This is a genomic window from Allobosea massiliensis (assembly GCF_042655245.1).
GTDB lineage: Bacteria > Pseudomonadota > Alphaproteobacteria > Rhizobiales > Beijerinckiaceae > Allobosea > Allobosea massiliensis.
This window is the reverse complement of sequence record NZ_JBHSLU010000004.1, coordinates 162,024-176,044: the sequence shown is the minus strand read 5'-3', so window position 1 is coordinate 176,044 and position 14,021 is coordinate 162,024. Positions and strand designations below refer to the sequence as shown.

The following is a 14,021-nucleotide window of genomic DNA, read 5'->3' as shown; positions in this document are numbered from 1 at the left end:
TTCGCATTCCAAGGCCGGCAAGGAACAGGCTTGGGGGTCAAGAGAAAGGAGAAATTTGACGGAACGACACCGTCACCCCTCATGAATTCAAGGAAATACCATGAACACGCCCAACCGCCGCGACCTCCTGCTCAGCACGATCGCCATCGAACCGAGCCTGCTTCCTGTCATCGACGACCTCGCCGGTCTCGAGCGCCTCGTGCCTCAGGCGCCGAGCGAGATCGAAGGCCTCGCCATCTTCCGCAACCAGCTCCCCGGCCTGTTGGCCGTTCGTGGCCGTGCCGATGCACATGCCGGCGAGGTCCGGAGCATGATCTCGATGATCGCGCGAGAGCCGGATCAGGTCGAAGCCTGGATCGACGTCGTCAATGCGCTGACCATCCTGGCGAACGCCGCGAACCTGACGCTCCTGCTCCTGCCGGTGCGCTCGGAGGACGACGGGTGGGCGCGGGAAGAGTTCGGCCGCTACCTGCTGCGGCATGCCCGTCGCAATGGTGAAGGCGAGGATCTGGCACTGGTGCAGCGCGCCGTAGGCGCACTGCCGCGCCGATCCGCCCATCTGACGCCGCCCGCGGGTGCCGAAGAGATCAGCGAGATGATCACGGCGATGGCGCGCCGCGTCGGAGCTCTGCAGCCGAGGTTGGTCACGACCGAGCCCGGTGCCCCAGCCGCCTATCCGCTCGAGCAGGCCGAAAGCCTGAAGTCATACTTTGCCGCCGCGCCGCATCTCGCTGGGCTTCTCGACGGCGTCCGCCATATCTTCGGGCTGGTCGACGCGCTGCGCCTCGGCGGCGATCAACCTGAAACGACCGCCCACGCTATCGAGGGCGGGCTGGTTCTCGCCTATGCCCGGCTGCTTCGCATCGCGCTCTGGCCGGCGCGCGACCGGCAGGACGTCGCCGCCAAGATCTCGGCGCGCGATCTCGTGCGCTCTCGCGACGCCGACCCCGATCGGCTCGGGGCGCTGTGGGAGATCGCCTTCAACCAGGGCGAGACCGTCGCCGGACAGAGCTGCCGGTTCCTGAACATCGCCGAGCAGGACTAACGCCCGCGTCTGCAGCTCGGCGAGAAGCTGAAGCGAATGGGAGGCGCGCTCGCGCGGCGCGCCTTTCAGACCGACGACACCGCCCAGCCCACGCGGATCCACGTCCCCACGGCCGACCGCCCAGAGATGAGGGAATACGAAGACACCCCTCTGGAACCCATACGACCACCAGATCAGAGACCGATACCAATGACTAAGATTCTCCCGGCGCTATCGCCTGCCACTTCCATCGCGCCTCGCTCCAACGCCGTGCCTCGACGGCTGAAGGATATCCATTCCCCTGCGGCCGTCAGGCTGTGGGTGCCTACCGCATGGCCCGAGATCGGGGGGCCTCGCCTCGATCTGAACCCCGACCCGCGCTTCGCCGAACCCCTCTTCACCAGTCGCTTCGTCCCCGGCGAGCGCACCACCGTCTACATCGCCGGGTGTCGCGGCCTCCTGAGCTCCGTCGCTCAACTCCTCCATATCGGTGCCTGGAAGATTTCGACGACGCAGGACGAGTCGCCCGGGCTCCAGCGCCGTCTCGACGCCCTCGGCACCGACCGGTATGGCTCGACCTACAGGGTCGGCACCGACACCGTCGAGGACCCGCACTTCAGCCGGTGGGGTCTGTCGATGGTGGGGGCAGACGTGATCCTGTCCCCTGGCAGCCCCCTGAGGATACTGCCGCGCGGTATCGAAGTGATCCTCCCGGACGATCTCGACTTCGATACCTTCGAGCGAGTCCTGCGCCAGGCGCTTTCGAACGCGGAGCTCGGGCGGTGGGTGGCGTCGCGGACAGGGCGTGCGCACTGCGCGCGGTTCGGGCTCTCGCCCTCTCGCTTCGCGCGGTACAGCACGTATAACATGGGCGGCGGTGACCGCATGTCCCGAGCCCGGGAAATCTTCCTGTTCAAGCCGGCCAAGCAGTCTCAGCGGCTCGTCAGGATCATCGAGACCATCATCATGAACCATGTCTCGACCGTAGCCGGTGCACGGCTGCCAGCGTCTCCGAGAGCGGACCGTCAGGCCAGCTAGCTGGCGTGCGCCTCATGAGCGCGGACCTCGTCCTCGATTTGAGCGACGAGGTCATCGACCTGATCCTCTTCGAAAATCTCCGGTGTCCCCGGTGCCTTCTTCAGAATGGCCAGCGCGGACTTATAGGCACTCGACAACTCGATGCGCGACGGTCCGCAGACGATGAAATGGGGCTTGAAAACCTCGGTCGCGCCGTCGCTCGCGGACAGCAAATGACCTGCCCACTCACGCGCCTTCGTCTTGATTCCGTCGGCATCAGCGAGATCGAAGGAGAGGGCCTCATAGACGTGCCAGACGCTGTTCTTCCAAGCGTGCTTGAAGACGATCTCGTCGACAGTGCCGACTATGGTCTTTTCCTGAAGCTGGACAGACAGGTTCTGCTCTTCCAGCTTCAGGCGCACTGGACGCCAGACATCATCATCCGAGCGGCGGCGGAGGGATCGAACGTCGTAACGCGACACAAAGCGGTCGTAGAGACGCGCAAGGGTCTTTTCGGGGTCGTTCGTCAAGCCCGAGCCGGCCGGAGATGACCACTGGATGGAGCTATCATCTTTCGGCAGGGCGCGAGCGACCATGCCGACCGCGTCTGCATCGGACGGAAAGAGTCCTTCCGTCCTCGTCTCCTTGGTCAGCGTCGCGAGGCTGCGCTCTGTGGCCCTCATGGCACGCGTAAAGGCATCGCGATCGAGATCGGGGAAAACGCCTCGCAGGCGAGGACCCATCGAGTTCCGGACACGCGAAAGTACCGATCCCGTCGACGGCACGTATATGACCACGCCGACGTTGACGAACTCGGCCGTCATCACGTCGTGCACATAGCGCAAGACCGCATATGTGTAGGTCCGCTTTTCCGTCATTCCAGAACCCGTCTCGCCTCCGCGATGCAGCCGTCGATGTTGTCTCGCGCGTCTCGTATCAGAGCCAGCGCGCTTTCGATCTCCGCCCCAGCGTCAGACCATTCTTGCGGCACGGCCGCACCATAGGCACGGAGCCTTTCATCAGACAAGGATCGCCATGCAGCCCTGATCTGCTCGAAATCGATAATGCGGTTGTGCAGTGCGTCTCGGAAAATATGAAACCCCGGCGTTTCCATCACCTTAAGACCGCCGAGCTGCCAGGGCGGTTTCCAGAAAAGGATCTGCCGGTGGCCGAAGGCCAATTCGTGGTCGATGATCCTAATTTCGTCGCCGCGAACCAAGCAATTCGGGTTTTCGCGCCGACGATCGGGGTTCTGAATGATACCGTCAAAGACAAAAGCAGCGGCCGCGACGGGCACCGTTCCGTCCAGAAGCCGGGCCCCGCTCGACCAGGCGGCATACTGATTGCCGAGATATTTGGAGCCGAAGGCCACAGGCGAGCTGCGGGTGACGAGTTCCCGATATCCAGGTTCAGAGATGATGTCGGCCCAGGCCGGCGAAATTTCAAGGAGGAAGGGCTGCGGCACGGGCAGTTCGAGATCTGCGGCGAGGCACGCGGCGACCACCTCTCGCGCCAAGCTGGTGACGCCCAGATCGCATCCGGCTGAGAACTTGGCCACGACTTCGACGATGTCGCCTTCTGGCGTTTCACACGTGACGATCGCAGGCCTCGTCCGGCCCGACCCGGTTGGCTTGTTGAACTCGACCGGCGTCAGGCGCGTGAGCACGGCTGCCGCTCCGGGGTCCGGGTCGGATCTTCCTTCATGACAACCACCCGATCCTGTTTGCGGCACTCAAATGACGTTGACAAAAATCATCATATAACAAATATAACAAACATGACAAACGCACAAGCTGTCGCCGCAACCCTCCGCGCCATCCGCGCAAAGCTCGATCTGACGCAGGAGGAGCTAGCGTCGCGGCTGGGTGTTTCTTTCGCCACCGTGAATCGGTGGGAAGGTGGATCAAACATGCCCCAGAAGGCGGCCCGCGAGACAATCGCGGCACTTGCAAAAGAGGCCGGCATTGATTCGGGCGAGCCTAGCGCGGAAACGGGAACGGCGGCAGCGCAGGTCACGCGCCGTCGTCGCGAAAAAGGGGCATCGTCAGCGCCATCCACAAAAACGATGGAGCAGATGCTGTGGGATGCGGCTTGCTCGATCCGTGGCGAGAAGGATGCTGCGAAGTTCAAGGACTACCTTCTGCCTCTCCTGTTCCTGAAGCGCCTCTCCGATGTCTTCGACGACGAGATCGACCGGCTTGCCGAGGAATACGGAGACCGCGCGACTGCGTTGCAGATCGCCGAGGGCGATCACGCTCTGCTGCGCTTCTATCTCCCGCCGGAGGCCCGCTGGGCCGTTATCAGTGGTCGCTCATCCTATGACTGGCCGGATGACTCACTAGGGCGCACCACCCGTCCCAGGGACACAGGCCAGCACCTGACCATGGCCGTCCGCGCAGTGGCGCGCCAGAACCCCTCGCTGGTCGGCGTCATCGACGTCGTGGACTTCGCAGCCGAGCGAAATGGCGAGCGCGATATCGCCTCGGCCAAGCTCAGCGACGTCATCGAGATCTTCTCCGATCCTCGGTACCGCCTCGGCCTGGCGGACGTGCAGCCGGACTTCCTGGGACGGGCATACGAATACCTCCTGCGCAAGTTTGCCGAGGGCTCTGGACAAAGCGCGGGCGAATTCTTCACGCCTACCGAGGTCGGTCTCCTCATGGCGCACATCATGCGTCCGAGGCCCGGCGAAGAGTGCCACGATTACGCCTGCGGCTCGGCAGGGCTGCTCGTAAAGCTGCAGATCGTCGCGCGGGAACTCGATCCGACGAGCCGCGTGCCCCTCAAGCTCTATGGGCAGGAGCTGACGGCCGAGAGCTACGCAGTCGCCCACATGAACGCCATCATCCACGACATGACCGTCGAGATGGCGCGCGGCGACTCCATGATCAACCCGAAGTTCAAGACGTCCGATAGCAAGCTGCGGACCTATGACGTCGTCGTCGCCAATCCGATGTGGAACCAGCCCTTCAACCCGGATCTCTTTTCCGAGGATCCGCTCGATCGATTCCGCCCGCAGGGTGGCATCACGACCGGCAAGGGCGACTGGGCCTGGCTGCAGCATACGCTCGCCTGCCTCGGCGAGCGTGGCCGGGCAGCGGTGGTGTTGGACACCGGCGCCGTCACTCGCGGTTCGGGTTCGAGGAACGAGGACAAGGAACGGAACATCAGGAAATGGTTCGTCGATAACGACCTAATCGACGGCGTGATCCTGCTGCCGGACAACCTATTCTATAACACCATGGCTGCAGGCGTGATCCTCGTGCTGAACAAGCGCAAACCGCCGGCACGCAAAAACCGGATTGTCCTCGTCAATGCGAGCCGCCACGTCGAAAAGGGCCGACCCAAGAACTTTATACCAAGTGCTTCAGTTCGCGCTTTGGCAGCGTCGTATTCAGCTGGCAAACAGGTAGAGGGTGAAGTCGCGATTATAACCCGCGAACAAGCAGAGGAGGCGGATTACAATCTCAGTCCGAGCAGATGGGTTGGCAATTCGGATAACGATCCGCTGGCGTCAGTGTCCGACCTGCTGGCTGAATTAGAAGGCCTGGCCGCGCGCGAGGTTCAGATTACCGAGAAGCTTCTGAAGGTTCTTGCGCCTTTTGCAAAGGGTAGCGAGAGGGTGTTCGCTCATGGGCTGAGGGGCGCGCCGTTAAAGGAAACCGAGATCGGATCTATACCTGAGAGCTGGAATCTTTTGGAATTCCGATCGGTTCGCGAGTGGCTACAATACGGGACTTCGACGCCTTGCAGCTATGTGCCTACCGAATATCCCGTCCTGCGAATTCCTAATGTCCTGCCGGGCCGAGTTGATTCAACGGACATCAAGTATGGCAATTTGCGACCTGAAGAGGCCGACCGATATCGACTTGAGAATGGCGATCTCATTTTCATCAGAACAAATGGTGTGATCGAACGCCTTGGTGCGTGCGCGGTCTATGCTGGACAGCCAGAGGGAGCTCTCTTTGCCTCATATCTTATCCGCGCACGCCTGAAATCAACTATAATTGACCCATACTACGCTGCGTATTTTTTTGCTTCAGAGCGGGGTACGGCGGTTATTGGTGGGAGAGCAACTCCCGCTGCTGACGGCAAATATAACCTAAACACCGGAACAATAGATAGCCTTCCAATTCCTCTTCCTCCCACTCTCGACGAGCAGCGTGAAATCGTTGCGGTGCTGGACTTGGTGAACGGTAAAATTGATGCGCGCCGATGCCAGAATGCAGTGCTTGATAGTCTTTCTAGGACTATTTTGAACAAGCTCTTGACGGGCGCAATTCGAGTAGCTGAACTCGACCTTTCGGTTCTCGCTCCGCCTTCTGCCGAGATCGCGGCATGAGCGGCTTCGCGATAGGAGAGGCGGTCACCGTCCAGTTCCCGATGGTCGCCCACGCGGCCAGCGTCGGCTGGAAGCCAATCTCGCCAGAGGAGGCTAGGCGGAAACGCGGCGGGGACGACACCATGCTGCTTCGTGACGAGGTCGAGGCCGCCCTCTCGCGCTTCAATCCGTGGATGGACACAGACATTATCCGGCAGGTCGTCGAGAAGCTCCAGGCGATCGCCCCGACGATCGAAGGCAACCGCGACATGCTCTCGTGGCTGCGAGGTGAGCGCCAGTGGTATGACGAGACCGAGCAGCGCCATCGGCCCGTGACGCTGATCGACTTCGATAGTCTCGGCCACAACGTCTTTCACGTGACATGGGAATGGAAGCTGAAGCCGCCGGCGCGGAAGGGCAATCGGGCGGACGTGATGTTCGTCATCAATGGTCTGCCCGTCTGCATCGTTGAACACAAAAATCCCAAGGATGGCGGCGCCATCGATCGCGGCGTCACCCAGCTCAAGCGCTACGAAAAAGAGACGCCTGAGCTCATCGGCCCCCCCCAGCTCTTCAACGTCACGCACCTGATCGACTACTGGTACGGCGTCACCTGGAACGCCAATCGCCGCTTCATGGCCCGGTGGAAACAGGAGCGCGAGGAAACCTACAAGTTCGCTGTTCAGGCCTTCTTCGAGCCGACGGACTTCCTACGCACCCTCCAGCACTGGATACTGTTCTACGTCGAGGACGGCGAGACGCGGAAGTCCATCCTGCGTCAGCACCAGCGCGGCGCCATCGACAAGATCGTCGCGCGATGCGCGGACAGGATCAAAAAGCGCGCCCTGATCTGGCATACACAGGGTTCTGGCAAGACCTTCACCCTTCTGACGGCCGCGCGGTTGATCCTCCAGGACAAGGCCCGCTTCAACAACGCCACCGTCATCCTCGTGGTCGACCGAACGGAACTGGAAGGTCAGCTCAAGGGCTGGGTCGAGAAGCTTCTGGGCGAGATGCAGAGCCAGGACATCCCGATCCGGCGTGCTCAATCCAAGGACGAGGTTCGCGATCTCCTCCGCGCCGATCGGCGTGGCCTGATCATCTCGATGATCCACAAATTCGAGGGGATCGATCGAGACGCCAACACCCGCGACAACATCTACGTCTTCATCGACGAGGCCCACCGCTCGGTCGCGAAGGACCTCGGCACCTACATGATGGCCGCGGTGCCCAACGCGACGCTGATCGGCTTCACAGGCACGCCCATCGCCAAGACGGCACAAGGCGAGGGCACCTTCAAGATCTTCGGCGTCGATGACGAGAAGGGATATCTCGATAAATACTCGATCCGCGAGTCGATCGACGATGAGACGACGCTCCCCATACGCCACACGATGGCGCCCAGTGATATGGCAGCCCCCGTGGAGCTGCTCAACAAGGAATTCCTCGAGCTCGCGGCAGCCGAGGGCATCAGTGACGTCGATGAGCTAAACAAGGTTCTCGACCGCGCCGTTGGTCTGCGGACGTTTCTGACGGCGGATGACCGTGTCGAGAAGGTCGCCGCCTACGTCGCCCAGCACTTCCAGGAGAAGGTGCTTCCGCTTGGCTACAAGGCGTTCCTCGTGGGCGTGAATCGCGAGGCCTGCGCCAAATACAAGCGGGCCCTCGACAAGCTCCTGCCTCCGGAATGGTCCGAGGCGATCTATACCGAAAGCGCGGCCGACATCGTCGATAAGCCGTTGGTCGCCGAGGTCCAGCTCTCTCCAGAAAAGGAGGCGGACGTCCGCGTGCTCTTCAAGAAGCCTGCCGAGGATCCCAAAATTCTGATCGTCACGGACAAGCTTCTGACCGGCTACGACGCTCCGGTGCTCTTCTGCATGTATCTGGACAAGCCGATGCGCGATCACGTCCTGCTGCAGGCGATCGCCCGCGTGAATCGGCCTTACGTCGACGCCAATGGCGTACAGAAGCGGATCGGCCTCGTTGTCGACTTCGTCGGCGTCCTGCGCGAATTGAAGAAGGCACTCAAATTCGACGATTCCGACGTTAGCGGCGTGATCGAAGACCTCGATCTCATGCTGGCGCAGCTTCTCGACAAAATCGGCAAGTCCAAGGCTGAGTACCTTGACGTGCCCGGCGAGGGCTCTCCGGACGAACGCCTGGAGCAAGTCATCTACGGCCGCTTCCTGGACCCGGAACCGCGCAAGGCCTTCTTCGAGGCCTACAAGGAGCTTGAAGGCCTCTGGGAGATCCTCTCACCATCGCCCGAGCTCCGCGATCACATCGGTACCTTCAAGCGCCTTGCACATCTCTACGCGGCCGTGTGCAACGCCTATGCCGACCGAGTCGGCTACGTCGCCGACTTGGCCTACAAGACGCTCCGACTGGTTGAGGAAAATGCTACGCAGGACGGTCTCGGCCGATTGACGAAGACGGTGACCTTTGACCTGAAGACTCTAGAGGCTCTCCGCAGCGAGCCGGGCCCTGATGAGGGCAAGGTCTTCAACCTCGTCAAGGGCCTTCAGAGAGAAGCTGACGAGGACGCTGACGCCGCCCCCATTCTGCAGACGTTGAAGGACCGTGCCGAGCGGATCCTGAAGGACCTTGAGAGCCGTAATGCCACCGGGCTGGCGGCGATGGATCTCCTGGCCGCTATAGCGCGCGAAAGGGATGAGGCTATCAAGGCTGCCAAGGACAGTGGGCTCACCCCGCGCGCCTTCGGCGTCTATTGGGCACTCAAGGCCGATGCTGCCCTTCAGAACGCCGGAATATCTGCAATGGAGATTGCTCAGGAAAGTGAGACGCAATCCGCGCGCTTCCCGAACGCCCGTGTGAACGTCGACGAGCAGCGGCGCCTTCGCGCCGCGCTCTATCGCCCGCTTCTAGGGCTTGACGGCGAAAGCCGCGTCCGTGTCGTGGACGCCGTTTTGGCTATTCTCTTGGGCGGCGATCCGGATGGCGATGCTTGACGATGGCAACGCCGTGCTGCGCCAGCGTGTGCGCGCCTGGGCTCTGCGCTTGAAGGTGTCGCCGAGGATCGTTCGCGTCCAGAGAATGACCCAAAAATGGGGTTCATGTTCGACCGGCGGCATCGTGACGTTGGCGTCGGACCTGGCGGCTCAGGATGAAAGCTTCCAGGACTTTGTCATCGCCCATGAACTCCTCCACCTCAAAATCCCCAATCACGGGCGTGTCTTCAAGGCGATGATGAGCCTCCACGTTCCTGATTGGCGCTTGCAAGATATTCGCAGACAGTCCGTGGGCTTGGCGCCAGGGCATGCGCGGTAAGGACATCGAAGCCTTCTCCTGCTTGCGTCTCCTCTGTGTTGCTGCTATGTTCTAATTGTCCTGCCCGTATGGTTCGGAGCTGTGGGGCGATGATTTCTGTCACCACTCGACACAGTGGGTCGTGAGCATCAAACCACCGAAACCCAGCGGCTAACTGGGCGACCGTCGCAGGTTCTGGTCGTCTTAAAGTTCTGTAGGTCGGGCGAACGCTCGACCCTCCCAGGGATTGTGTTCGGACTGGGGTCGACTTGATCGTATCCGTGTAGGGGCGTGGGAACTTCGCTGCTTACACTACGCCGGGCAATTACGTGCCGTGCCCGGGTACGTCCGAGTGGATGGCGCGGATGCTGCTCTTGGAAACGAGAGCGGATGTCCGTGAGTCTGCTCTATGTTGAGTTCCCGCCGGTACCTCTATCTGTATATCTGCTCGCGGCGACGTGCTGGCGGTGTCGTCATAGGTCGTGGTCGGTGCGACCATGGCTAGGAAACCTGTTTCAGATAGCGGGCTTCTTGAGGCGGTGGCGGCAGGTCCCGCAGTTCGCACGTCGCATCCCGCGGGCACGTTGATCAGTGAGCGGCAACCCGCTCTCGATCCAGGGATCGCCCGTCTCATTGAGGCGCTTGCACGAGAATGCGCCCGTCGCGATCATTCGACTTCGGCCGGTCAAGACAACGTTACCCAAAAGGAAAACAGATGCGCACGGCGATCTACGCCAGATTTTCGTCCGATCTCCAGAACGATCGATCGGTAGAAGACCAGAACGCGCTATGTCGAGGGTACGCCGAAAAGCTGGGATGGCGGGTGACCGCGACCTTTGCGGACTATGCTGTCTCGGGGTCGTCGATTCACAACAGACCCGACTATCAGCGCATGATCGGCTTGGCGGCTGCTGGTGAGATCGATGTCATCCTGGCGGAGGACATCGATCGCCTGTCGCGGAACCTCGCCGACATCGCGCGGCTCTATGAGCGGATGAACTTCTTCGGAGTGAAGCTCGTCACCGCCGCTGATGGCGAACTCGACGAAATGCATATCGGCTTCAAGGGAACCCAGTCTGCCGTTTTCCTCAAGGGACTGGCGCAAAAAACGAGACGCGGAATGGCCGGCGTCATCCGGCAAGGTCGAAACGCCGGTGGTCGAGCGTACGGCTACAAGCCCGTTCCCGGAGCTCCTGGCAAACTGACGATCGTCGACTCCGAGGCCGCTATCGTTCGACGCATCTTTGCCGACTATGTCGCTGGCAAATCGCCACGAGCCATAGCTGGTGAACTCAACGCCGAAGGTGTACCTCCACCCCGGGGGGACTACTGGGCTGCGGTCACGATCAACGGTAATCGAAAGCGAGGCCACGGTATTCTTCTCAATCCGCTGTACGTGGGCCGCCTCGTGTGGAATCGCGTACGGATGGTCAAGGATCCCGAGACCGGAAACCGCATCTCGCGGGTCAATCCCGAGGCGGAGTGGCAGGAACAAGCCGTCCCGGCATTGGCGATCGTGCAGAATGAAATGTTCGCTGCAGCGCTCGCCAAGCGCGGAGGGCGAGCTGCGATGGCTCCACGCGACCGATCGACGCCGCGGCACCTTCTATCCGGGTTGCTAAGGTGCGGTTCCTGCGGCGCCGGCATGTCGGTGAAGGATCATCACCGAGGACGCACACGCATTCGCTGCACGAAGGCGACCGAGGCGGGGAGCTGCGATAATTCCCGGTCCTACACACTCGACGTCATCGAGGCTGCCGTGGTGGGCGGACTGCGCGACCGGATGGTCGATCGCGACGGCATCGCGCTTTATGTGCGCGTCTACAACGAGGAGAGGCGGGCTCTCGCGGCTGATAGCGTACATCGACGCTCCCGGATCGAGAAGCGTCTCCAGCAGGCCGAGCGCGAACAGGATCGTATCTACAAGGCCTTCGTCATGGGGCTCATCGAAGAAGACCAGGTCAAGCGCGATTTGCCTCCGCGGAAAGCCGAATGCGAAGCCCTACGTGCCGAACTTGCCCTATGCGACGAACCGCCCAACAGCGTCTCGCTTCATCCGGCAACAGTGTCTCGTTACCTCGCCTCGATCGAGAATCTGGCTACGACCGTGCGCGAGAGTGAGGCCTATGGAGCTGAGTCGAAGAAGGCGCTTCGCGATTTGATCAGCACGGTCACGGTGTACAAGGCACCTGCCGGGATTATGCCGGAGATCGAGGTCACAGGACATCTGACAAAATTGATCGGAGGCGACCATTTCCCCACCAGCAAGGCTGTGGGGGGTCGAATGGTAGCGGGAGAGGGACTTGAACCCCCGACACGCGGATTATGATTCCGCTGCTCTAACCAGCTGAGCTACCCCGCCCCAATGACCGGCCCGCCATGAGGCTGCCGTTCGCCGGAGGCCGCGATATAGGGGGGCGGACCGGGGCTCGTCAAGCCTCGGCTCGCCGGTTCCCGGCCGGTCAGGCCCTTCCGGTCGCGGAGGCGAGCTTGCGCAGCCGCACCACCTTGAAATAGCCGGAGCCGACATGGGTGGTCTCGTAGCGCCCGGTGCGCGCGGCCCAGCCGGTCAGGCGGCTGACCTTGAAATCCGAGCTCCAGCCGACGGCGCGGGCGAGCGGCGCGAGCGCCGACCAGAGCGCCGCGAAAGGCCCGCCATCGTCGACGAGGCGGCTCGAGATCACGATCTCGCCGCCGGGCTTCAGCACGCGGTCCATCTCGGTCAGGGCCTGCTCGGGGTCGGGCACCAGGGTGATGACGAATTGCGCGGTGACGGCGTCGAAGGCCTCGTCGGCGAAGCCGAGCCGGCAGGCGTCCATCACCATCAGCCCGCGGACATGCGAAAGGCCCTGGCTGGCGACCTTGCGGTTGGCCACTTTCAGCATGTCGAGCGAGAGATCGGCGCCGACGACGCGCGATCCGGCGGTGAAATAGGGCAGGGTCAGGCCTGTGCCGACGCCGATCTCGAGGATGTCGGGCCCGCAGGCGCAGGCGGCGGCCACGGCCTCGCGCTGCGGGCCGGCCAGCAGGTTCTGGTAGATCCGGTCATAGATGCGCGCCCAGACGGCATAGACGCGCTTCTGGCTTTCGAGATGGTCTGGCACCGGCATGGAGCGGCTCGTAATCAGGATCGAGGAGGAGGAGCCGGAGGCCGGCGTCAGGACAAGGCGAGGTCGGCGACGGGCCGCGGCTGCGGCATCCGCAGGGCGGGGCGGATGATCGTGCCGCCGCCGAGCACGCGGGCACCGGGACCGGCATCGGCATAGATCACGCAGGCCTGGCCGGGTGAGACGCCCTCCTCGTCGGTGGCGAGCTCGACCTTCAGCCCGGCCTCGTCGCGCAGCAGCCGCGCCTCGCGCGGGGGGCGCGTCGAGCGCACGCGCACAGCGACGTCGAGGCCGTCTGCGGGTAAGGAGTCGAGCGGAGTCTCGCCGAGCCAGTTGAGATCGCGCAGACGAACCTCACGGACATTGAGCGCCTCGCGCGGGCCGACGATAACGCGGGCCTCGTCGGCGTCGAGCCGCAGGACATAGAGCGGCTCGGGCGTGCTCAGGCCCAGGCCCTTGCGCTGGCCGACGGTGAAGCGCAGCACGCCCTCATGGCGGCCGAGCACCCGGCCGTCGAGATGGACGATCTCGCCCGGCCGCGCCGCGCCCGGCTTCAGCCGCTCGATGACGTCGGCATAGCGGCCATTGGGGACGAAGCAGATGTCCTGGCTGTCGGGCTTGTCGGCGATGCCGAGGCCGAGTTCGGCGGCGAGCGCGCGGGTCTGCGCCTTGTCGATGCTGCCGAGCGGGAAGCGCAGCAGGTCGAGCTGCTCCTGCGTCGTGGCGTAGAGGAAATAGCTCTGGTCGCGGTTGGCGTCGGCGGCGCGGAACAGGCCGCGACGGCCATCGGCCAGTTCGCGTCCGACGACGTAATGGCCGGTCGCCAGCGCGTCGGCCCCGAGTTCCCGGGCGAGCCCGAGCAGGTCCTGGAACTTCACCGTGCGGTTGCACTCGACGCAGGGGATCGGCGTCTCGCCGGCGAGATAGCTCTCGGCGAAGCGCTCGATCACGGCGTCGCGGAAGCGGTTCTCGTAATCGAGGACGTAATGGGGGATGCCGATCTGCTCGGCGACGCGGCGCGCGTCATGGATGTCCTGCCCGGCGCAGCAGGCCCCGGCGCGGTGGACGGCGGCGCCATGGTCGTAGAGCTGCAGCGTCACGCCGACGACGTCATAGCCCTCGCGCTTGAGCAGGGCGGCCACGACCGAGGAATCGACGCCGCCCGACATCGCCGCGACGACGCGCGTGGCCGCGGGCGGCTTGGCGATGTCGAGGGAGTTGCGGGGCGCGGTCATGGAAAGCGGGGCGGTCCGTCAGTCAAAGGGAGATGGAGGCGGCTCTATAC

Annotated in this window: 10 protein-coding genes and 1 tRNA gene; 6 read left to right on the top strand and 5 right to left on the bottom strand. The window is 62.8% G+C overall.

Annotation, left to right across the window (positions count from 1 at the left end; all coding sequences use genetic code 11):
• Nucleotides 1-100: 100 nt before the first annotated feature.
• Nucleotides 101-1,045: a hypothetical protein gene (locus tag ACFPN9_RS01870; RefSeq protein ID WP_377815090.1), complete on the top strand. Its 945-nt coding sequence runs from the start codon at nucleotides 101-103 to the stop codon at nucleotides 1,043-1,045.
• 189 nt (nucleotides 1,046-1,234) lie between these two features.
• A complete protein-coding gene (locus ACFPN9_RS01865) occupies nucleotides 1,235-2,062 on the top strand; it encodes a hypothetical protein (protein ID WP_377815088.1) in 828 nt (275 codons plus the stop codon).
• Here ACFPN9_RS01865 and ACFPN9_RS01860 read toward each other — a convergent pair.
• Both ACFPN9_RS01860 and ACFPN9_RS01855 read right to left on the bottom strand, forming a co-directional pair.
• On the bottom strand, nucleotides 2,059-2,919 hold the full coding sequence (locus tag ACFPN9_RS01860) for a DUF3037 domain-containing protein (RefSeq protein WP_377815086.1): 861 nt from the start codon (nucleotides 2,917-2,919) through the stop codon (nucleotides 2,059-2,061). The genes ACFPN9_RS01865 and ACFPN9_RS01860 overlap by 4 nt on opposite strands.
• Nucleotides 2,916-3,707, bottom strand: coding sequence for a HipA family kinase (locus tag ACFPN9_RS01855; protein ID WP_377815084.1), 792 nt, complete (start codon nucleotides 3,705-3,707; stop codon nucleotides 2,916-2,918). The genes ACFPN9_RS01860 and ACFPN9_RS01855 overlap by 4 nt, the downstream gene beginning before the upstream one ends.
• 36 nt (nucleotides 3,708-3,743) lie before the next feature.
• Here ACFPN9_RS01855 and ACFPN9_RS01850 point away from each other — a divergent pair, with 36 nt between their 5' ends.
• From ACFPN9_RS01850 to ACFPN9_RS01835, 4 genes are all read left to right on the top strand, one after another.
• Complete coding sequence (locus ACFPN9_RS01850; protein WP_377815082.1) at nucleotides 3,744-6,383, top strand: N-6 DNA methylase; 2,640 nt, start codon at nucleotides 3,744-3,746, stop codon at nucleotides 6,381-6,383.
• Nucleotides 6,380-9,331, top strand: a complete 2,952-nt coding sequence (locus ACFPN9_RS01845; RefSeq protein WP_377815080.1) for a type I restriction endonuclease subunit R — start codon at nucleotides 6,380-6,382, stop codon at nucleotides 9,329-9,331. Before ACFPN9_RS01850 ends, ACFPN9_RS01845 begins: the two co-directional genes overlap by 4 nt.
• Nucleotides 9,318-9,650, top strand: a complete 333-nt coding sequence (locus tag ACFPN9_RS01840) for a M48 metallopeptidase family protein (protein ID WP_377815078.1) — start codon at nucleotides 9,318-9,320, stop codon at nucleotides 9,648-9,650. The genes ACFPN9_RS01845 and ACFPN9_RS01840 overlap by 14 nt, the downstream gene beginning before the upstream one ends.
• 631 nt (nucleotides 9,651-10,281) lie before the next feature.
• On the top strand, nucleotides 10,282-11,958 hold the full coding sequence (locus ACFPN9_RS01835; protein WP_377815225.1) for a recombinase family protein: 1,677 nt from the start codon (nucleotides 10,282-10,284) through the stop codon (nucleotides 11,956-11,958).
• Here the strand turns inward: ACFPN9_RS01835 and ACFPN9_RS01830 are convergent.
• The 3 genes from ACFPN9_RS01830 to mnmA form a co-directional block, all read right to left on the bottom strand.
• Nucleotides 11,915-11,991, bottom strand: a tRNA-Met gene (locus tag ACFPN9_RS01830). The two genes, ACFPN9_RS01835 and ACFPN9_RS01830, sit on opposite strands and share 44 nt — an antisense overlap.
• Nucleotides 11,992-12,091: 100 nt before the next feature.
• Nucleotides 12,092-12,739 (bottom strand): class I SAM-dependent methyltransferase, encoded by a 648-nt coding sequence (locus ACFPN9_RS01825; RefSeq protein ID WP_066734283.1) that lies wholly within the window; start codon nucleotides 12,737-12,739, stop codon nucleotides 12,092-12,094.
• A gap of 47 nt (nucleotides 12,740-12,786) precedes the next feature.
• On the bottom strand, nucleotides 12,787-13,971 hold the full coding sequence (gene mnmA / locus ACFPN9_RS01820) for a tRNA 2-thiouridine(34) synthase MnmA (protein ID WP_066734284.1): 1,185 nt from the start codon (nucleotides 13,969-13,971) through the stop codon (nucleotides 12,787-12,789).
• Between the last annotated feature and the right edge of the window lie 50 nt (nucleotides 13,972-14,021).